At 63.3% G+C, this 19127-nt stretch carries 16 protein-coding genes; 3 read left to right on the top strand and 13 right to left on the bottom strand.

Annotated elements, in window-relative coordinates; translation table 11 throughout:
* Positions 1–21 precede the first annotated feature (21 nt).
* Complete coding sequence (locus tag BMY91_RS04330; protein ID WP_090818714.1) at positions 22–1497, bottom strand: APC family permease; 1476 nt, start codon at positions 1495–1497, stop codon at positions 22–24.
* 234 nt (positions 1498–1731) lie between these two features.
* On the opposite strand from BMY91_RS04330, the gene BMY91_RS04325 reads away from it, so the two are divergent.
* Positions 1732–2691: an AraC-like ligand-binding domain-containing protein gene (locus BMY91_RS04325; RefSeq protein WP_090818710.1), complete on the top strand. Its 960-nt coding sequence runs from the start codon at positions 1732–1734 to the stop codon at positions 2689–2691.
* A gap of 75 nt (positions 2692–2766) precedes the next feature.
* On the opposite strand, the gene BMY91_RS04320 is transcribed toward BMY91_RS04325, so the two are convergent.
* From BMY91_RS04320 to BMY91_RS04295, 6 genes are read right to left on the bottom strand one after another with little or no spacing between them, the layout of a single operon-like run.
* Complete coding sequence (locus tag BMY91_RS04320; RefSeq protein ID WP_090818707.1) at positions 2767–4377, bottom strand: sulfatase-like hydrolase/transferase; 1611 nt, start codon at positions 4375–4377, stop codon at positions 2767–2769.
* Complete coding sequence (locus BMY91_RS04315) at positions 4374–5228, bottom strand: ABC transporter ATP-binding protein (protein ID WP_090818704.1); 855 nt, start codon at positions 5226–5228, stop codon at positions 4374–4376. Before BMY91_RS04315 ends, BMY91_RS04320 begins: the two co-directional genes overlap by 4 nt.
* Positions 5225–6004, bottom strand: a complete 780-nt coding sequence (locus BMY91_RS04310) for an ABC transporter permease (RefSeq protein WP_090818700.1) — start codon at positions 6002–6004, stop codon at positions 5225–5227. The genes BMY91_RS04315 and BMY91_RS04310 overlap by 4 nt, the downstream gene beginning before the upstream one ends.
* Positions 6004–6777, bottom strand: a complete 774-nt coding sequence (locus tag BMY91_RS04305; protein WP_090818697.1) for an ABC transporter permease — start codon at positions 6775–6777, stop codon at positions 6004–6006. The genes BMY91_RS04310 and BMY91_RS04305 overlap by 1 nt, the downstream gene beginning before the upstream one ends.
* A gap of 26 nt (positions 6778–6803) precedes the next feature.
* On the bottom strand, positions 6804–7796 hold the full coding sequence (locus tag BMY91_RS04300; RefSeq protein ID WP_090818695.1) for an ABC transporter substrate-binding protein: 993 nt from the start codon (positions 7794–7796) through the stop codon (positions 6804–6806).
* Positions 7797–7841: 45 nt separating this feature from the next.
* Positions 7842–9530 (bottom strand): amidohydrolase, encoded by a 1689-nt coding sequence (locus tag BMY91_RS04295; protein WP_090818692.1) that lies wholly within the window; start codon positions 9528–9530, stop codon positions 7842–7844.
* A gap of 233 nt (positions 9531–9763) precedes the next feature.
* Here BMY91_RS04295 and BMY91_RS04290 point away from each other — a divergent pair, with 233 nt between their 5' ends.
* Positions 9764–10375 carry a TetR/AcrR family transcriptional regulator gene (locus tag BMY91_RS04290; protein ID WP_090818689.1) on the top strand — a complete coding sequence of 204 codons (612 nt, stop codon included), beginning with the start codon at positions 9764–9766 and terminating at the stop codon, positions 10373–10375.
* Here the strand turns inward: BMY91_RS04290 and BMY91_RS04285 are convergent.
* The 6 genes from BMY91_RS04285 to BMY91_RS04260 all read right to left on the bottom strand — a co-directional run bounded on the left by BMY91_RS04285 (position 10366) and on the right by BMY91_RS04260 (position 17966).
* The gene (locus tag BMY91_RS04285; protein WP_090818686.1) at positions 10366–11727 is read right to left on the bottom strand and encodes an MFS transporter; all 1362 of its coding nucleotides are present in this window, start codon (positions 11725–11727) and stop codon (positions 10366–10368) included. The two genes, BMY91_RS04290 and BMY91_RS04285, sit on opposite strands and share 10 nt — an antisense overlap.
* Positions 11728–11813: 86 nt before the next feature.
* Positions 11814–14900: an AAA family ATPase gene (locus BMY91_RS04280; RefSeq protein WP_090818683.1), complete on the bottom strand. Its 3087-nt coding sequence runs from the start codon at positions 14898–14900 to the stop codon at positions 11814–11816.
* Positions 14897–16087 (bottom strand): exonuclease SbcCD subunit D, encoded by a 1191-nt coding sequence (locus tag BMY91_RS04275; RefSeq protein ID WP_090818681.1) that lies wholly within the window; start codon positions 16085–16087, stop codon positions 14897–14899. The genes BMY91_RS04280 and BMY91_RS04275 overlap by 4 nt, the downstream gene beginning before the upstream one ends.
* 71 nt (positions 16088–16158) lie before the next feature.
* Positions 16159–17109 carry an MIP/aquaporin family protein gene (locus BMY91_RS04270; RefSeq protein WP_090818678.1) on the bottom strand — a complete coding sequence of 317 codons (951 nt, stop codon included), beginning with the start codon at positions 17107–17109 and terminating at the stop codon, positions 16159–16161.
* Positions 17110–17262: 153 nt separating this feature from the next.
* On the bottom strand, positions 17263–17607 hold the full coding sequence (locus tag BMY91_RS04265; RefSeq protein WP_090818675.1) for a DUF202 domain-containing protein: 345 nt from the start codon (positions 17605–17607) through the stop codon (positions 17263–17265).
* Between the two features lie 2 nt (positions 17608–17609).
* Positions 17610–17966, bottom strand: a complete 357-nt coding sequence (locus BMY91_RS04260; protein ID WP_175538584.1) for a YidH family protein — start codon at positions 17964–17966, stop codon at positions 17610–17612.
* Between the two features lie 82 nt (positions 17967–18048).
* Here BMY91_RS04260 and BMY91_RS04255 point away from each other — a divergent pair, with 82 nt between their 5' ends.
* Positions 18049–19119, top strand: a complete 1071-nt coding sequence (locus BMY91_RS04255) for an ADP-ribosylglycohydrolase family protein (protein WP_090818673.1) — start codon at positions 18049–18051, stop codon at positions 19117–19119.
* Positions 19120–19127: the final 8 nt, after the last annotated feature.

The following is a 19127-nucleotide window of genomic DNA, read 5'->3' as shown; positions in this document are numbered from 1 at the left end:
TACTTTGCTATCGGGCCGGAATCAGTCCTCGGCACCGTGCCCAATCCGGGCATAGAGTGCCGGCTGCGAGCGCCGGAGACGCAAGCCCCAGATCACGCCGGCAAGTCCGGGCAACAGGACCAGCATCGGCAAGACGAACGTAACGGCTGTCGACTCAGTCTGGCCCAGCAGAACGTTGAAGTTGGCCAGGATGAGCACGAAGACCACGGCCAGGAGCACAAAGCCCAAGCCCGGGGCGATAACCCTGACCCACAGGCTGGCGCCGTGTTGTTCCCGCCGGAAGAAGCCGATCACAGCCACAGAGACCACAGTCATCAGCAACACGAGGCCGATGGCACCGCTGTTGGTCAGCCAGGTGAACATGGTCAGTACGGGGTACAGTTCGCCCAGTTCGGAACCCGTTCCTGCAATGGCAAAGGCGACCGTCACGACGACGGCAATCACCGTCTGCGCCAGCGAACCGGCGAAGGGTGCACCGCTTTGCGCCCGCACCTTGGCCAGCGCCGCCGGCAAGACACGTTCGCGGCCGAGAGAGAAGAAGTAGCGGGCAACCGCGTTGTGGAAACTCACCAGTGCGGCGAAGAGGCTGGTGACGAAGAGGACCTGGGCGATGTCGCTCAGCAGCACACCCCCGTTTGCTCCAAGAAAAGCGAAGATCATGTCCGGACCATTGTTGGTGGCCGTCTCTATCACGGCGGACGGTCCCGCTCCGATGGTCATGGCCCACGCCGATACCGCATAGAAGACGGCAATGATGCCCACGGCTGCAAAGGTGGCTCGGGCAACAGTTCGTTTGGGGTCCTTGGATTCTTCACCGTAGATGGCGGCGGACTCAAAGCCCATGAACGCGGCAATGCCGAAGGACAGGACGGCGCCGATGCCCGGAACAAACAGGCTCTCCGGGCTGAACGTCGCGGCGCTGATACCCTCCGGAGCCACAGCAAGGCTGATGACGTCGTACACGATGACCACCAGGAACTCGAGTGCCACCAGGACGCCGAGTACCTTGGCGGACAGGTCCACCCTGTTCACCCCCAGCCACCCAACGATGGCGATGCACACCAGCACCGGGATCCACCAGGGAACGCTGACGCCCAGCCTCGCGGACAACAGTGACGAGACCGTGAAGCCGAAGAGCCCGTAGATGCCCACTTGCATGAGGTTGTAGGCCATGAGGGCAATCAGCGATGCGCCCACCCCTGCCGGCCTTGAGATGCCCTGTGCTATGTAGGCGTAGAAGGCTCCTGCATTGGTAACGTAGCGGCTCATGGCGGCATAGCCCACGGCGAACAGCGCCAGGATTCCGCCCAGGATCAGGAAGGACAATGGCACCCCCGTTACGCCGGTGACCGCGAAGGTGGTGGTTACTCCGCCAGCAAGGACGGTCAGCGGCGCCGAGGCCGCGATGATCATGAAAGTCACGGCCGGTACGCCCAGCCGCCTCTTGGTGCCGGCGGCCGCGGCGGTCCTGCCCTTAACGGGGTTGTCCACGCTCATAGTGTGCTCCTGCCTCGGTGCCGCGGGAGATTGCGCGGCACGGTGTCTGTCATTCCGCAATCTTCCACCGCCGGGACGTTGCGTGACTTGTCTCACACGGCAAGGTGTTTGTCGCTGCACGCAAGCACGGCGGCCCACTGGCCCCGGTGTAGAATCGTGGGCAAGCTCACGTCCGCAGGATCGGCCTTCCGGCCCCAGTGGCAGCGGCACCGCGGGCCATTGAAAGGGAGTTTGATGACCGTTGCGGCTGACACGGGCCCCGCAACCGTGGACACCATCGTGGCAGAGTCGTTCCAGGAGTGGAGCCGGGCAATCTCCGCATCGTTCGTTCCATTACTGGCCCAAGGGCCGCGTGATTCCACCTTCCACGGCACCATGCGGGCACGCGTTTTGGGACAGATCTCCGTAGTGGAGATTACGGCCGGACCCCATACTGTTCTGCGCACCCCTGAGCTGATCGCCAAGTCATCGGGGCGTTTCTTCAAACTCAGCATCCAGCTCGCTGGATCCGGCCGACTGGTTCAGGACGAACGCGAAGCCGTGTTGCGCCCTGGCGACCTTTCCATCTACGACACCTCCCGCCCCTATGAGCTAACGTTCGACGACGACTTCCGTACCCTTGTGTTGATGTTCCCGCACGTGTTGCTGGACTTGCCGGCCGAAGCCATGGGCCATGTGACGGCCTTGCGCATTCCAGGTGACGAGGGACTCGGCGAACTCATCAGCCCCTTCCTGGTGAAACTGGCAGACAACCTTGAGGCTTTGTCGGGCGCCAACGGCCTCCGCCTGGTCCACAACGCCCTGGATCTGGTGACAACGCTGTTCAACGGCGAACTCGACCAGCTGATTGAAACGGGCCGGGATCCCCATCTGCTGCTGCTGGGCCGCATCCACGATTACATTGAGGCAAACCTCGGCGACCCGGAGCTCTCCCCCGGAACCATTGCCTCGGCCCACTACATCTCCACCCGGCATCTGCATGACCTTTTCCAGGAAATTGGTACCACCGTGGCTTCGTCCATCCGGCAAAGGCGGCTTGAGCGTTGCCGGCGCGACCTGAGGGATCCTGTGCTTGCAGAACGCCCGGTGACTGCCATCGCCGCGCGGTGGGGGTTCACCGATGCCGCGCATTTCAGCCGTATCTTCAGGGCCGCCTTCGGGAACTCCCCCACCGGCTACCGCAACAGCCACTGACGGCGGCCCGCGCCTCCAACGCAGCGACCGCCGTCGGGGCCGTACCGCTAGGCAGCCGCCGTCGGGGCCGTACCGCTAGGCAGCCGCCGTCGGGGCCGTACCGCGGTCCGCCAACGCAGCCATCTCGTCCAACATCGTCCGCATTAAGCGGTCCTCCAACCCTGCGGACGCCGGATGCCCCGCTCGGTTGAGTAGTTCCCCGGGATCGTCATGGTGATCGTAGAGTTCGGTGATGTCCGTTCCGAAGTACCGGGTCAGACGACCCTCAAGGGTGATGACTGTACGCATGCTGACCGGCCCCGGCAGTCCTTCCAGGCCAAAGGGCTGTTCTTCCTCCACCAAGAGCGCCTTCCGATGCTGTTCCGTCTTTCCCTCCAGCAACGGCACCAATGACCGACCTTGGATTCCCCTGTACGGAGCGGAGCCCGTGAGTTCAAGAAGTGTCGGAGCCAAATCCGCGCTGGAAACCAAGGCCTCTGTGCGGCGCGGCAGGCTGCCCGGCACGTGCACCAGCAAAGGAACATTGGTCACTGCGCGGTAATGGACAAAGTGCTTAAGCATGAGGCCATGGTCTCCGAACAGGTCCCCGTGATCACTGGTGAACACCACGATGGTGTCCTCGGCCAGGCCTTGGCGATCCAGCTCGTCCAGGATCCGGCCGATGTGCTCGTCCATCATGGTGATCAGCCCGTACTGGGCTGCCGCAGCGAACCTGTACTGTTCCTCAGTGGCCGCCCAGGTCATGGTGGGGTCCGCATTGGGCTCACCACGGTGTTCCATCATGTCCCGCACATGCGCTGGCGAAGCTGAGTGGTCCTGCTCGAAGCCGAGAGGGAGAGGCAATTGAGCCGGATCGTAGAGATCCGAGTAGCCAGCCGGCGGCGAGAACGGGTGGTGGGGATCAGGGAAGGAAACGAACATGAAGAACGGTTGATCCTGGCCCGCGGCATCCTTCAAGTGCTCGATTGCTTTTTCGCTCACGTAACTCGTGGGGTGTACTTCGGCCGGAATGGCCGTCTGGTACACCTGGTCCCACCCGCCGTACGTGCTGGATGAATTGCCTGGACCGCCCAGGGTTTCCGGATCAACACCCCGTTCCCTGGCCCAGTGCACGTAGTGCCCGCCGGGCCGGTCTCCATGCCCAATCACGAGGTCCACGTGCTGATATCCGTAGTAATCCGAGGGGAGCCCTATGAAGCGATCGTCGTGAGCTTCACGGTTTTCCCACTGATCCCACCCTGGGGAGAATGCCTGACGCCGCGCATCACTTACTCCCCGTTCCAAGAGGAGAGGATCAGCAGCCTGGATCTCGTCGGCTTGATGCGGCTCAAATTCCCATCCCATGTTTTGATGGTGCAGCTTTCCCACACCCACGGTCCGGTAGCCGCCCGCCCCCAGGGATCCGGGAACGGTCTGCGTGAGCGGGTCCAGAGTGATGCCGTTGCATCGCGTTCCATGCGCCGACGGCCACCTGCCGGTCATCAGGCTGGCACGGTTGGGCATGCAGGTGGGGTTGGCCACCGTGGCATTCTCGAAAACCACGCTTTTGGCTGCGAGCGCATCCAGATGTGGCGTCTTCACAATGACGTTGCCGCCGAAGCCCAGATGGTCCGCACGGAGCTGATCGGCGATGATGAACAAGACGTTGGGGCGGCGGTTGACGGAGGCGCTCCGCTGCCGCGTCATGCGGGCCTCTTAATGAGGGACAACACATCGGTCCGCTGCCGTGCGAACTCCGGCAATGAGCGTGTGGTGATTTGGTCACGTGGCGCAGGCAAATCCACCTCCACCACCCTGAGAACGCGCGCAGGCCTTGAACCGAGGACCACCACGCGATCTGCAAGGTATACAGCTTCATCGATATCGTGGGTCACCACCAGAATCGTCATGTTGAAGTCCTTCCGGATCTTCAGGCACAGATCCTCCAGGTCAAAGCGGGTTTGCGCGTCCACTGAAGCGAAGGGTTCGTCCATGATGAGGATCTCCGGCCGGTAGGCCAGTGCCCTGGCGATCGCCACGCGTTGTTGCATGCCGCCTGACAATTGCCAGGGATACTGGTTGTCGGCATGGGAAAGGCCGACGGCGGCCAGCGCACTGTCGCAGCGCTCCTTCAGTTCCGCCGCGGGCAACTTGAGGTGCCGCAAGGGAAGCACAAGGTTCTTCCGGACGGTAAGCCACGGCATGAGAGACCGGTTGTAGTCCTGGAACACCAGGGCCATTTCCGGAGGTGGGCCACTGATGGTCCGGCCGTCAATGGCCGCCCTTCCGCTGCTGGCCGGCTGCAGCCCGGCCAGGCATTTCAGGAGCGTGGTCTTTCCAACGCCGGAAGGACCCACAATGCAGACAACTTCACCTGCATCCACAGTAAAGGTGAGGTCTTCGATGACTGTCCGGGCTTTCCCGCCGCTGCCATAGGTCTTGGCGAGGTGCGCGACGTGCAGCCGTGGCGTGGTTGCGCTGACGCGGGTTTCTGGTTGCTGTGCCATGGTGGACTTTCTGTTGTGGGTGGTGAGAGCCGGGGCCTGACGGATGCTCATGCTGCACGCGCCAGGCGACGTGATCCGATGTACCAGGACAAGACCTTGCCCCTGAGCAGGCCGAAGAGGATGTTGACCAGGAAGCCAATGACGCCCAGGAGCAGGATTCCGGCCCACATGTCGGCGGCCATGAAGCTCTGCTGGGCCAGCAAAGTCATGGCGCCAATCCCTTGTGAGCTGCCCAGCATCTCGCTGGCGATCATCACGATGAAGGCCACCTGAAGGCTCACCTGCAGCCCGGAGAAGATCTGGGGCATCGCTGCGGGAAGGAGCACATTGAGCACCCGTTCCTTTCGGCTCAGCCGGTAAACCCTTGCAACGTCCAAGAGATCGTTGCTGACGCTCCGAATCCCGTCCACTGTGGCGATCATGGTGGGAAAGAACGCCGCCAGCGCAATGCTGGTCACTCGCATTTGCGTCCCGAAGCCAATGAGGGAGATGAAGATCGGCACCAGTGCAACGGGAGGAATGCCACGAAGGAAATGGATCAACGGATCGATCATCCACCGGACCGGAGGGACCAGCGCTGTAGCGAAGCCCAGGGCGACCCCGGCCACCGCTGCGATGGCGAAGCCCAGGAACAGGTTTCCCAAGCTATGGAGTACATCGGACTGGAAGTGGTCAAACAGCCAGAGCTCCCGGAAACGGAGGAGGATGGTTTCCAACGGCGGGAAGAACGGGTCTGCGGAGTTGGCTGAGAGAAACCACCACGCCACCAACAGCAGCACGGGGGTGCCTGTACCGATGACCAGGTTTCGGATTGCAAGGTTTCTCATCAGTGCACCACTTCCCGGTAGGACTCATGCCAGTGCAGTACCCGGCGCTCCGCCAGCCGGGTAGCAGCTTGGAACAACAGACCCAGGACGCCGAGGACAATCACCAAGGCGTAGAGACTGGCATAGTCACCTGCCGCTTGGGCTTGGTAAATGTTCTGGCCGAGGCCGGGCCCACCACCAAGAAGTCCTGCCACCACAGTGACCACCAAGGCCGCGGGCGCCGCCACCCGCATCGCCGTACCGATGTAGGGCATGGCACTGGGCAGCACAACCCGGGCCAGGATTTCTCCCTCGCCCATGCCGTAGGAACGGGCCGTATCACGTGCCACCGGGTCAGCGCCCTGCACCCCGTCCACAGTTTGCATGACGATGGGGAGCAAGCACCCAAAGACCACCAGGAAAAAGGACATCTCCGCGGTTGGCCCAAGGACCAGCACCGCAAGAGGGAGAATGACGATCGGCGGGACTGGCTTGAGGAATTCCAAGACTGCCGCAGTGGCGTAGTGGACGGGTTCGAAGCTGCCAACGAGCAACCCAAGGGCTACTCCCGCCACAGCCGCTACCGCCAAGGCGAGCAATGCCACACCGAGGGTGGCACCCAAGGATGACCAGAAGGCGCCTGTCCCCAGGATGCTGGCGAGAGTTGCGAATACTGTGGTTGCCGCGGGCAGTGCGTTTCCTGCAAGGTTCGCTGCGGAGAGAATCTGCCAAATAACGAGGGCGCCGGCGATGCCCACCGCACTGAGCGCATAGGGGTGGATGGATACTTTCATGATGAATCTCCCACGTCGCTTCCGGCCTACTTGCCGAAAATAACGTCGGCGGGCAGCTTCACAGGTGCACTCAGGAAGCCAAGATCAGCAAGGTTGTTGTTGGCCCGCTCGATGTCTTCCATGCGAACCTCCTCCGGCCAGTAATTCACAGCGCCCGCTTTGACCACGTCCAGCGGTGTTTTGGTGATCTCGGCGCTGAGTTGCTGCGCTTCATCGGTGTGGCCGTTGGCGTAGGCATTGGCTTTGTAGATGGCAGTCTTGAAGGCCAGCAGTGCCTTCTCCTTGGACTTCACGGTTCCGGAGCCAGCTACCCAGAGGCCAATGGCCCCCTGCTCGAAAAACTCGACGCCGGGCGACGCCAGAAGCTGGTTGCCTTCAGATACCCCTTTGGACGTAAACGGGGCAACCAGCGATGCGGCGTCAACGCGCCCGGAGTTCAACGATTGGAGCGCCGAGGACGGGTCAAGGACCATCCAATTCACTGTGGCGGGATCTCCCCCATCGTCTTTGACCAGTTTGCTGACCGTAACCTCCAGCTGGGCCTTCCGGGCAGGAACACTGACGCTCTTGCCTTCCAGGTCCTTCGGCCGGGTAATGGTGGACGCCTTCTGGACAAGGAGGCCTGTGTCGTCAACGCGTTTGAGGTCACTGGATTCTCCTGCTCCATCTTTGTAGCCGTCGGCGGCAGCCACAATCTTGAGTGGTACGTTCTGGCTGAGGGCATTCAGCAGCGGGATGGAGGGCGTGTAGGTGAGGTCAATCTGGCCGCTCTGTGCGGCAGCAATGCCCGCCGGCGGGTTGGCTATCACGGAAATCTCGACGTTGAGACCCTGCTCTTTGAAATAGCCTTTGTCAGCCGCGAGGCGAATGCCGGCGTCGGACCCGATGCCGATGGTACCTACCTTGAGGGTTGTGGTGCCGTCGGCGGCGGGTGTGGCGGCAGGGCCCGAACCGCCCCCGCAGCCTGCAAGAGCCATGGAAAGGGCTGCGGCCACGGCCAAAGGAATAGTGCGTCGCATATGGTGCTCCTTGAATCACGAAGGGTGGAACGGATAGGGATGGTTCTAGCGGGTTGATTGGTGGACTGCGCGGCCACCACTGAGGGTGAGCCTGACCTCGTTGTCGAGGAGCTTCTCAATTTCTTCGTCGGCCGGCCACGGGTTGGACAGGAGACACAGGTCAGCCGTCATGCCAGGGACAAGCGCGCCTTTGACGTGTTCTGCGTGGTCCTGCCACGCGGCGTCGATGGTCATGGCAGCGAGCGCCTGCAGGCCGGTGATCCGCTCGGGATCCCCCGGCGCACCAGGCGTGGAACGAGTGGCCCGGCGGACGGCAGCCACGACGGTGCGCCGCCAATCCGCACTAGTCACCGGGGCGTCAGAAGCGAGGTTGAATCGAACGCCTGCTTCGAGGGCTGAATGCAGGGGCTGATGATGGGAGAACCGGTCCTCGCCGAGCACGCGCCGCATGATGTCACCGGCTTCCTGGCGGATCAGGGGGTTGGTGCTGTAGCCGATCCCGTGTGCAGCCATGCTTGCCAGGGTGTCGGCGTCGCTGAAGGCACCATGGATGACGTAGTGACGTTTGCCGGCACCTCCGGCGTTTTTGGACGCAGCGATCATGGCCTGGACGGCCACCGCGGTGGCCGCGTCTCCGGTGGCGTGGACACCAGCTTGCAGCCCGGCATCATTAATGAGCTCCAGGATCTTGTTGAGCTCCTTGACCCGCTCTTCATCGCTGGCGCCTTGGATCACCAGGCTTCCATGCGTACAGGCTTTGCCATAGGGCTCACTCATCCACGCCGTGCCGCTGCGCGGAATACCATCAGCGAAGACCTTGACGCCGGCAATCCGCAACTGCTGCGGATCAATGCCGCGGTCAGCAAAGCATTCACCCAGTCCGCTGGACAGGCCATCTGCAACGGCGCGGGCGTTGGCTCCCCCCGTTCCTGCGAAGAGCATCAGGACGTTGATTCTTAGCGTCAGTTTGTCCGCCGCGGCGAGGTCGCCCAGTAACTCAAGTGCCGCCGTCGAACCGGCACCATCCATGAGTCCCGCGCTGGCTGGACCCAGGCCGGGATCAGTGAGGGAAGTAATTCCCAGTGCATGCAGCTCCTGCTGGAAATTCATCAGAGCCGGCCTCAACGTGGATGCGGGAACGGGCGGCATCGCGCGCGACAAAAGCTCCATGGCTCCGTCCTGAAGCAGGCCCGTGGGGCTGCCGTCAGCGTTCCTGGCCACCACGCCGCCGTCGACGTCCGGCGTTTCAGCGGTGATACCCGCCCGGCGTAACGCCTCCCGGTTAGCCAGCAGCTGATGGCCCGTGCTGTCGAATGCCACGAGCGGTGCGCCGGGCCGGCAATCAAGCAGGTTGCCTGAAGCCGTACCGAGGATGGCCTCGTCCCAACCATGGGCACGAACCCAGCCGTCCTCCCCCGCGGGTGCCGCGTTGACGACGTCGACGACGGCCGCCCAGTCCGGCGCCGCAGCCGGATCCACCCGCACATAGCCATGGGCGGCCATGGCTGCTGAAACGAAATGCAGGTGGGCATCGTTGATGCCCGGAATAACTGCCCCACCGGCAGCATCAATAACCGTGGTGTTGGGGCCGGTCATGTGACTCACTTCGTGGCGGCCAAGCCCTGCAATTCGGCCGTCCTTGACAGCGATGGCACTAGCCATTCGGTGTGGTCGCGTCGGGTCCATGGTGTGGACCGCGGCATTCACGATCACCAGATCAGCGAAATCCTGCATCGATTCTCCTCAGGTCACCGCACCTAAATGTGATGCAGACAACGTTCCTGAAAGAAGTATGTCGCTTGACTGGGTCACTTGACTAGGTTTTGACGTAAAATTTCTCCAAGAGGACATTTTCACCTCGACGGCACGGCCACAGGGCAGTCCTGGCGGATAACGCCTACGATCGATGAGACCGCCGGGTTGGTGGACTCAACCAAGGGTGGAATGAACAAGAAGAAGGTGAGTGCATGGCCAGGGTTCCCGCCGAGGAAAGGCGGCTGCAGTTCGTCGAAGCCGCGGCCAGGGTGATCGCCCAGGATGGACTGGCGTCGGCGACTACACGTCGGATCGCCAGTGAAGCCGACGCCCCGCTTGCAGCCTTGCACTATTGTTTCCGGAGCAAGGATGAGCTCCTTGAGGAGGTCTACAACTTCCTCAGCCGGGACTACGCCAAAGCCCTGGAACCTGTGGCCGACCCTGGAATGGGACTGCGCCACATGGTGGGCGCCCACGCCCGGCGCATCTGGAGCCGCATGCTGGAGAACCCGCATGAGCAGGTCACCACGTTTGAGCTGTTGCTCCGGCGCTTCCGGGTGGAAGCCGAAGACCAGCCGCAGGCATTGCTCATGAACCGCTCCATGTATGACGGCTGGGTCAGCTCAACCCTCGAGTTGTTCCGCGGGGCTGCTGAGGCAGCCGGGGAACCCGTCCCGGATAATCTGGAGGACATCACCCGGTTGTTCATCTCCGGCATTGATGGCATCAGCATGCAGCATTTGGCCGACCCCGACGAACAACGGTCCCAGCGGCTGGTGGAACTCATGGCCCGGTCCCTCGCCGGAGCGCTCGACTACCCCTGAGCCTGGCGCTTCATCACCAGGGACGTGACGACCCCCAGGAGCAGCAGGCCCGCGGCAGCCGCCATGGAAACAACGAATGCCGCAGCCGGCCCCTGCGTCTCGGCCAGCTGCCCGGCCAAGTAGGAGCCCAACGCGGTTCCTGCGACGATGCCGCTGGCAAGGGCCGTCATCACCGTTGCCATTCGGCCCGCGGGGGCCACCACGCCCCCGATGCTGAACACCGTCACCATGACAGGTCCCACCGGAATGCCCAGTATCAGCAGGACAAAGACCATGGGCCAGATTCCGGCTGGGAGCAGGAGCAGCAGCGACAAAACCGACATGGCCAGCGCCGCGGCAACCCAGCGCGAAGCAAGGCTGAATCGTTGTGGCCAGAACGCAACAGACAACGCCGCCACGGCCGAGCTGAGGCCCATTACCGCGTAAAGGAGCCCCGCGATCTCCGCATTTGCGTACTGCGCGGAGAAGGCACTCAGCGCGTTCTGGGTTGCCCCAAAGAAAGTACCCATGCACACCATGGCCACCACCGGGACAGCCACCACTGCGTTGGCCCAACGGCTGCGCCGCTGGGGATTCGCCTGGCCGCTTTCAGCACCGGAATCAACGACGCCGGCAGTCGGCTTCCGGGGTGCCGGCGCCACCGCCTGCTGGCTGGGATGGACAGCGAAAGCGGGGACCAGCGTGATGGTCATGACGGCCGCCAGTGCGAGCGGCAGCCACGGCGCCACCAAACTGGCCAGGACACCAACCAAGGCCGGCCCAAGCACAAAGGTGATCTCGTCAGCGGTGCCTTCGTAGGAAAGGGCAGTATCCAGATCGGCACGGTTGGCTGCCACACTTTTGCTTCCGGCGCCCGCGCCAGGGGAAAGATTGCGTGTGGTCAGCGCCATCCACCGTACCCTGGCCATCGGGCCTACCTGCGGACAGCTTGCACCAGCAAGGAAGGCGGCAACCAGCACTCCCGCGGCATCACTAACGGATCCGTAGCCGGGCGTGATGTAGGCGGCAGCGAGGAGTCCTGCTACGGCGAGGGTATTCACCACAGCCGCCACGAGGAGCACCACCCGCTGCCCTGCACGGTCAGCCAGGGAACCGAGGACCGGGGCCCCCAGCGCTGAGCCAATGCCCACTGCTCCTGCAGCCATGCCACCGATGGCATACGAGTGGCTCACCGCTGTCACCAACGTCAGGGTACCGACTGTAAGCATGGCGAGCGGAAGCCGGGCAAAGAGGCCCAACGGCAGGAATCCGGGGCCCGCCAGTTCCGGAAGCCGGGCGAAACGGCCTGGCAGACGTGAGGGGCGTGGGGGTGCAGATGACGAGGGCTTGGAGGCCACTGAAGATTTTTCCATTAATCCGGGTTCGCTAAAAGGTGCGCATCGTCCCTCCTCCCGATGCGCGCGACCCGGTGTAACGGGTTAAGTCTATCGGATAGCCGTCAGACCGGAGCTACCTCGGCAATTCGCACCGTGGACCCCTGGCGTCCCTTAAGCACCTGCAGTTGGCTGGTGATGCGCTGCTTCATTTCCGCAACATGACTGACAAGGCCCACTACCCTGCCGCCATCGCGCAGACCTTCCAAGGCATCCATGACCTGCTCCAGTGCTTGCTCATCGAGACTGCCGAAACCCTCATCGACAAACAACGTCTCAATATCCACGCCGCCGGCCTCCTGTTGAACCACGTCTGCAAGACCCAAGGCAAGAGCCAAGGAAGCCATAAATGATTCCCCGCCGGACAAGGTGGACGTGTCACGGTGCTGGCCCGTCCACTCGTCAACGACTTCCAATCCGAGTCCGGACTTAGCGCCCCGCGCGGCCTTCGCGTCGGTGTGTTGCAACGTATAGCGGCCGTCGCTCATGGCAACGAGCCTCTCCGACGCGGCGATGGCTACCTGCTCCAGACGCGCGGCCAGGACATAGCTGTTCAGGCTCATCCGGTAGTTGTTGTCTCCTGCCCCGCGTACCGTGTCTGCCAGATCAGCCAGGACGCGGGCCTTTTTACGCGGTTCTTCACCGGACGCTGCAAGGAGATGATAGTCCGCGCGGAGCTGTACAACGGCCTCCGCGGACTTCCCGGCCAGGCCTGCTGCCAGAGCCGCGGACCGCGCATCCTCGGCGGCCTTGTTTGCAAGCAGCTTTGCTTCAGCACGTGCGGCCTCTGGCATGGGCAGTTCGCCGATGCTGGCTTCCTTCGCCGCCAGAACCAGGTCCTCACCGGCAAACAATTCATCCAAGCGGGATGTCTCAGCGTCGAAATCGGCAAGGTCTTTCTCCAAGCCCACCACGTCTGCGGGTGAGAGAAGCTCCCGACGGGCTTCCTCTGCAGAGTGGAATCCCGATTCCGGCAAAACCCGATCCAGTGAAGCAGCGGCGTCACGTTGGAGCTGCCCGGCACGTTCCAGTTCCTGGTCCGCCTCGGCTGCCGCCTGAAGGTATGCACGCTCTGCGGACAAGGCCTCCAAACGTTCACGAAGGCTGGGGAAGTCGCCCCGCAAGCCTGCCAGCTCGGTGGCCAGGGCTGAGTGCTGTTCCTCAAGCAGCAAGATGGCCGCCGATGCCTGGGCAGCTGCGCTCACAGCCCCCGAGTGTTCCTGGCGCGCGTTGTCAATGCGCTGTGTGAGGGCCTGGTGCTCTCCACGAAGCCCCTCCAGCATGACCGCTGCCTCACGGGACTCAGACGCCAGTGCTTGGGCAGTCACAAGCATCGCCTCCGCTTCGGCGGCATCCAGGGAACCGCCTTGAGCCACCAGCCCGGCGAGAACCTGCGCTGCGGACGAAACCTTCCCGGCGAGGATCCCCACGGCTTTTTCACTTGTTTCAAAGTTCAGCCTGGCGTCCTCCTCGTCTTGGGCGAGTGAGAGTGCCGACCGCACGGCAGCGGCAGGATTGGGGTGGTCCGCACTGCCACAAACAGCGCATGGCCGGCCAGCTTCCAAGGCCGCTGCCAGTTCCCCCGCCGCGTTGGCAAGCCGGAGCTCACGGATGTCCAGCCATTGTTGCCGAAGGTCCTGCGAGGCGGACCTGGACTGGAGGTGCTCCGCAGTGATAGTTTCCAGCTCCGCGGCTGCGGTGCTGTGGCGGGCTACGATGCCCACCCGTTCAGCAGCCGCCACTGCCTCCCGCTCCCGTTCCGCGAGCATGCCGGCCAGTGGCTCCAGCGGCCGGATCCGTGACTCCACCGTTGCTGCATCGCCAGCCAACTGTTCCAGGGCAGAGGCTGCTGATTCCGCAGCCCCTTGATGGCCGGTCAGTTCATCACGTTGAGCGGCGAGGCGGTCTGCGACGTCCAACATGCGATGTTCCTCTGGAAGACGGGCTTCAAGAACCGCATGGGATGACTTCACCACGTCAAGGGCCGCGGCAGGGTCAGCTGCGTCCACTCCCGCGGCCGCCAGTTTCTCCCGGGCTGCTGTAACCCGTGCGACGGCAGCTGTGACTTTGCGGGCGGCCGCATCCACGGCTTCGATCTGGCCGCTCAAAACAGCGGCGCGACGGTGCTTTCCGAGCGCTTCCCTGTTCTCAAGCGCGCGAGGAGCCGCCAACTCATTCAGGACCCGCCGCTGCTTTGCTGCGGCGAGGCGCCCGTGACGCAGGGATTTCTCCTGGGCTTCCTGGAAGCTCGCCGCAAGGCGGGCAGACAGGGATTCTGCCTCACTGGCTAGGTCAACCCGGCGCTTCAGTTCATCCTTGACCGCCGCTTCCACCCCGGCGAGCCACACTGTTGGTTCCTCGTGCGCAGGGAAGGGTTCGGAAGGGCTTGCCGCTGCTAAGCCGGCACCCTGGGCCTTGCCGTCCAGGGCGTTGGCATCCAGGGCGTCTGCTTCCTCGCTGCCAGCGGCAGAAAGGCCTAACTGGTCCCGCTCTGAGGCAACCCTGTCCAGAAGTGCCTTGAGCTCTGTTGCGTTCTCCCGCACGGCGTGGGCCGCCGAAGCGGCTTGCTGGGCGAGTTGCCGTTCAACAGCCTCGAAGCGTTGCGTGCCGAACAGTTTCTGCAGAAGTTCCAGACGATCGCTGGCCTTGGACCTCAGGAATGCCGCGAAGTCCCCCTGTGGCAGCATCACCACCCGGGTGAACTGTTCGCGATCCATACCCAGGACGTCGGCGAGTTCTGCACCCACTTCGTCATTTCTGGATGACTTTTCTTCCCAGCTGCCGCCTACCCGCTCACGGAGGAGCGTCTTGGCCTGCTGTGTAGTGAAGCCGTTGCGACCGCGGGCACTGGGCCGTTCCCATGCAGGTGACCGCGATACCTCGAAACGACGTCCGCGCGCGGAAAACTCGCAGACCACACGGGGTTCTGCCCCGGGGGCCGCATGGTCGCTGCGAAGCCGCTTTCCGTCTTGGCGGGCACCGGGCACCGATCCATAAAGGGCGAAGCAAATGGCGTCGAGGATGCTGGTCTTGCCGGCCCCGGTGGCGCCATTGAGGAGGAAGAGTCCCTGTGCACTCAGCTGGTCAAAGTCGATGTGCTGGGGCGTGGCAAACGGACCGAACGCTTCAATGTCCAAGCGGTGTATTCTCACAGCTCCGCTTCCTCCAACCGAACAGCCTCGAGGGCCTCGCGCAGTGCAGCTTCTTCGGCGTCGCCGGCCGTGCGATCACGGACATGTTCCAGGAAACCGCAACAAACCCCAAGGTCGTCCTCGGCCTCCGCAAGCCGACTGCTGTAGCTGGTCTTGGACCGGGCTTCAGCGCCTTCGGGATCGAAGGCAAGAACCAAGGTCCCGGGGAAGCGGGCACGCAGCTTTTCCATGGCCTGCGCGGGACGTTGCGCGTCCGTCAACGTGATCTGGCAATACGCGCTTTCCGCCCAGGAGTACTCCACGGAACCAAGCACGTCATCCAGTGTTCCGCGCAGCACGGCCAGGGCCTTTGGCGCTTCCCAGGTCACGTCCTGAACCCCGGTCACTCCGTCGGCGTCGATGTCCACCAGCCAAGCGCCCTTATGGTGCTTGGCCTCTGAGAACGAATAGGCCAGGGGTGAACCGGAGTAGCGGACGTGGGGCGCCAACTCCTGCCGACCATGCAGATGGCCCAGAGCGGTGTAGGAGAAGTTTTCAAAGAGGTCCAGGGGAACTGCTCCCAGCCCGCCGATGCTCAGGTCCCGCTCGCTCTCGGAGGTAATGCCTCCGCTGGCAAAAGTGTGTGCCAGGACCACGGGATAGACGGGCCCTGATGCGCTGCGGGCCTCAACATCCCGATGGATCTTCTCCACTGCCGCGGAGGTGACATCAAAGTGATTGGCATTTTCAGCGCCCAGACGTTCAGCCACGAGCCGCGGCTCAAGGTACGGGATGCCGTAAATGGCAACCACGCCACCGCCAGTATCATCTTTGCCGTTTCCATCCCCTTCAAGAGGGACCAGAACCGGCACATCAAGGTCCTCCACCCGCGTCCTCAGGTGCACTCCCCCGCGTTCCAGCAGGCGGGAGGCAAAGCCAAGCCTGATGGCGGAGTCGTGATTGCCGCTAGTGAGTACAACGCTGGCTCCGGCCTGCGTGATGCGTACAAGGGCATCGTCCAGCAGTTTCACGACATCCAGCCCAGGCAGCGCGCGGTCGTAAACGTCGCCGGCTATCAGGACGACGTCAATGGATTTGGCTTCGACGAGCGACACCAACTGGTCCACAAAGCTGCGTTGGGCTTCAAGCATCCCAACGCCGTGGAAGGACCGGCCAAGATGCCAATCGGACGTGTGAAGTAACCGCATATTCCCAAGTTATCCGGGGCCCCCGACATTAAAGCGGAGGCCAGCCGTCCGTCGTCGAACCCGTCCGGTTCTTAGCCCTTTTTACCGTCGAAGAAATCGCGTGCGTCGTCGTTGGCCGACGCAACCGGAGCCTCAGCCGCCGGAGTGGGTTCAGCCTTGGCGTCCGCCGTTTCCTGCTTGCCCCCGATGACAACGGTTTTCACGCCGTCCTCGGTGGGGTCCTCGTCGGCGTCGAAGGAGTCGTTGACGCCATCATCGGTGCTGCCGGCGAACTCGTCGGGGCTGGCCACGGTCGACAGGCCCCGGAAGCCTCGGAAAGCGAGTCCGGCAAGCGCGGCGCCCATCAGCGGCGCCACCCAGAAGAGCCACAGGCCCCCCAGCGCCCAGGATGAACTGAAGAATGCCTGGGCTGTTGCACGCGCCGGGTTGAAGGGAAGGTTACCCAGGACCTGGCCGAGCTGAAGCAAAACTGCCATGGCAAGGCCCACCGCAAAGGGGGCCAAGGTGGGAACCGCCCGGCGTCCGGCGGTAGCGCCAAGGAACACTGCCACCAACAGGGCCGAACCAAGGACTTCAACCAGCAGAACCCCGGCCATCTGCGTTTGGGCGGCGGCATGCTCGCCAAAAGCCGGGGACACGACGTCGAACGCCGCCCTGGCATCTGTCAGGACCGGAACCGTGGTCACCACGAAGTACATCAGCGCCGCGCCAACCACGCTTCCGATGATTTGCGCCGCAACGTAAGCTACGGCCGCCACAGCCCGGATTCGGCCGGCAATCAGATTGCCCACAGTGATCACCGGGTTGAAATGGCCGCCTGAGACGTAGCCGAAAGCCAGCATCGCGACCGTCACGGTGAGGCCGGTCGCCAGGGCTACCGGCAAAGGCGCACCACCGGGATTGGAAAAGATCCCCACACCTACAGCGGCGACCACAACGAACATCGATCCCAGGGCTTCAGCCGACAGCCGGGCAACAAGTCCCGGTTGGGGTTCGGAAGTGGCCTGCACAGGAGAGGTCATGGTGAATGTGTCCTTACGGTTGGTGTGAAGCAGGTCTGGCCTGCCGCATAGGGCTGCACAATGATGTGCCATGGGTATTCCCCGGTGACAACCTGGGGCCCTTGAGCATTTTGCCAGCCGAGTCTGGGCAGTTGCTGAATCCTGCCTCCGAGCTTAGCCGCCCAACGCGATTGCCGCGATTGCAGTACCCCCAAGGCCCATCACTGCCAGAGTACTGACCAGCACCAGCCGTGCCGATGCCGCTCCGGTACCCGTCTGGAGCTGGCGGGAGCGGACCCAAACCACCGTGGCCAGCACGATGGTGGCAGCAGCAGCCATCAACGCGCAGAGACCTTGGTAGTCGAGCCCCGGAAGGCCCGCCACGAGGTTCCCTGTGGACGGTTCGGAAGTAAGCCAACTGCGCCAGATGAACAGGTCCACCACAACCAGAGAGATCAGCGTCCGGCGCCACGCCAACGTGGTGCGCTCCGGCTGCAAGCCAGGGTCGCGGACTTCCACGCTTACCGAGCCACCAAAATCAGCACAGCGAAGGCAAACGCCGCTACAGCCACCACGATGGTCATGAACAGCATCACCCGGGAGAAAGGAAGCGCTTGGTCGTTGCGCATCGCTGCCTCCATCTGTCCCCATCGGCGGTAGGACAAAGCGGCCAGGCCTGCACCGACGAGTGCCAGCAGGACGCACAGGACCAATCGGACAGGCGTCGGCGCGATGTTCGGCGCCAGTTGGTCAACGGCTACGGCACCTGCGAGCAACGCCAGGGAGGTGCGGATCCATGCCAGGAAGGTACGTTCATTGGCCAACGAGAACCTGTAGTCAGGTGTCTTGCCTGTTCGTCGCCAAGCAGGTTCGCGCACGTTGTCTCTCCAAGGGTTTCATCGGTGCCGGCAGCTTCATCACCATACCAGCGCAGCTTGGTGGGCACGGTAAGTTACTGGCATGAGTGTTGAAGCTTCCTCCCCCGCCGCGCCGTCCTTCGAATCCCGGGTTTATGGGTCACTTTTGGGTGGCGCGCTGGGTGATTCCCTTGGCTATGAGGTGGAGTTCGATTCCCTTGCGGCGATTCGGGGACGCTTCGGTGCTGCAGGCCTGACCTCCTTTGGACAGCTCGACGGCGGCAGCCACTTCTCGGACGACACCCAGATGACGTTGTACACCGTTGATGGGTTGGTGGAAGCCCTCGAGTGGGCGAACGACGGCGTGGCAGCCGACGAAATCGCCTGCCTGTGGCTGGCATATTTGCGCTGGCTCGGCACCCAGGACGTCGCTGTCTCAGCCTCCGCCCCCGTCCCGCAGCCGCGGTGGATCGACACCCAGGACGTTCTGCGGCACCGCCGCGCACCGGGGAACGCCTGCCTGAGTGGCTTGGCAACCGGTGAGATGGGAACGGTGGCCCGGCCGGTGAACCCCGATTCGAAGGGATGCGGCACCGTGATGCGCTCGGCTCCGTTCGGGCTCATCCCGCACATCTCGCGGGAAGCTGTCTACAAACTCAGCTCCGACGCTGCCTCGCTCACGCACGGGCATCCATCGGCGCGGCTCAGCGCAGCTGCGTTCAGCCTGCTGATCCATAACATCGTGGCCGGCAGCGATATCCGCAGCGCCGCCAACGAGGCGCTCGTGTTCGTCAACGGAGTGCCCACCAAGGCGCCCGAGCTGGGTGGGAAGTTGGAAGCTGCCCTGCAGCTGTCCGCCGAGCCCACAGCGTTGGGTCCGGAAGAACTGATATCAACGCTCGGCGAGGGTTGGGTCGCCGAGGAGGCACTCGCCGTCGGGCTCTATGCTGTCCTGTCCACCAGCGGCAATAGCCCTGCCGAGCATTTCCGCAAGGCGATCGCGGTGGCCATCAACCACAATGGCGACAGTGACTCCACGGGTTCCATCGCCGGGAACATCCTGGGGGCCCACTACGGGGAGCAATGCCTCCCCGCTGATTGGCTGGAGGCGTTGGAGGCCCCTGAGGTTATCCGTGGCATGGCAGACCGGCTGCTCGCCGTGACCACCGGCTGACGGGCACT

The sequence above is a fragment of the Arthrobacter sp. yr096 genome (assembly GCF_900108925.1).
Lineage (GTDB): Bacteria > Actinomycetota > Actinomycetes > Actinomycetales > Micrococcaceae > Arthrobacter.
This window is presented reverse-complemented; position numbering and strand designations above follow the sequence as displayed.

Coding starts and splice junctions, on each gene's coding strand:
- BMY91_RS04330 (WP_090818714.1), bottom strand. CDS start 1,497: ATGAGCGTGGACAACCCCGTTAAGGGCAGGACCGCCGCGGCCGCCGGC.
- BMY91_RS04325 (WP_090818710.1), top strand. CDS start 1,732: ATGACCGTTGCGGCTGACACGGGCCCCGCAACCGTGGACACCATCGTG.
- BMY91_RS04320 (WP_090818707.1), bottom strand. CDS start 4,377: ATGACGCGGCAGCGGAGCGCCTCCGTCAACCGCCGCCCCAACGTCTTG.
- BMY91_RS04315 (WP_090818704.1), bottom strand. CDS start 5,228: ATGAGCATCCGTCAGGCCCCGGCTCTCACCACCCACAACAGAAAGTCC.
- BMY91_RS04310 (WP_090818700.1), bottom strand. CDS start 6,004: ATGAGAAACCTTGCAATCCGAAACCTGGTCATCGGTACAGGCACCCCC.
- BMY91_RS04305 (WP_090818697.1), bottom strand. CDS start 6,777: ATGAAAGTATCCATCCACCCCTATGCGCTCAGTGCGGTGGGCATCGCC.
- BMY91_RS04300 (WP_090818695.1), bottom strand. CDS start 7,796: ATGCGACGCACTATTCCTTTGGCCGTGGCCGCAGCCCTTTCCATGGCT.
- BMY91_RS04295 (WP_090818692.1), bottom strand. CDS start 9,530: ATGCAGGATTTCGCTGATCTGGTGATCGTGAATGCCGCGGTCCACACC.
- BMY91_RS04290 (WP_090818689.1), top strand. CDS start 9,764: ATGGCCAGGGTTCCCGCCGAGGAAAGGCGGCTGCAGTTCGTCGAAGCC.
- BMY91_RS04285 (WP_090818686.1), bottom strand. CDS start 11,727: ATGGAAAAATCTTCAGTGGCCTCCAAGCCCTCGTCATCTGCACCCCCA.
- BMY91_RS04275 (WP_090818681.1), bottom strand. CDS start 16,087: ATGCGGTTACTTCACACGTCCGATTGGCATCTTGGCCGGTCCTTCCAC.
- BMY91_RS04270 (WP_090818678.1), bottom strand. CDS start 17,109: ATGACCTCTCCTGTGCAGGCCACTTCCGAACCCCAACCGGGACTTGTT.
- BMY91_RS04255 (WP_090818673.1), top strand. CDS start 18,049: ATGAGTGTTGAAGCTTCCTCCCCCGCCGCGCCGTCCTTCGAATCCCGG.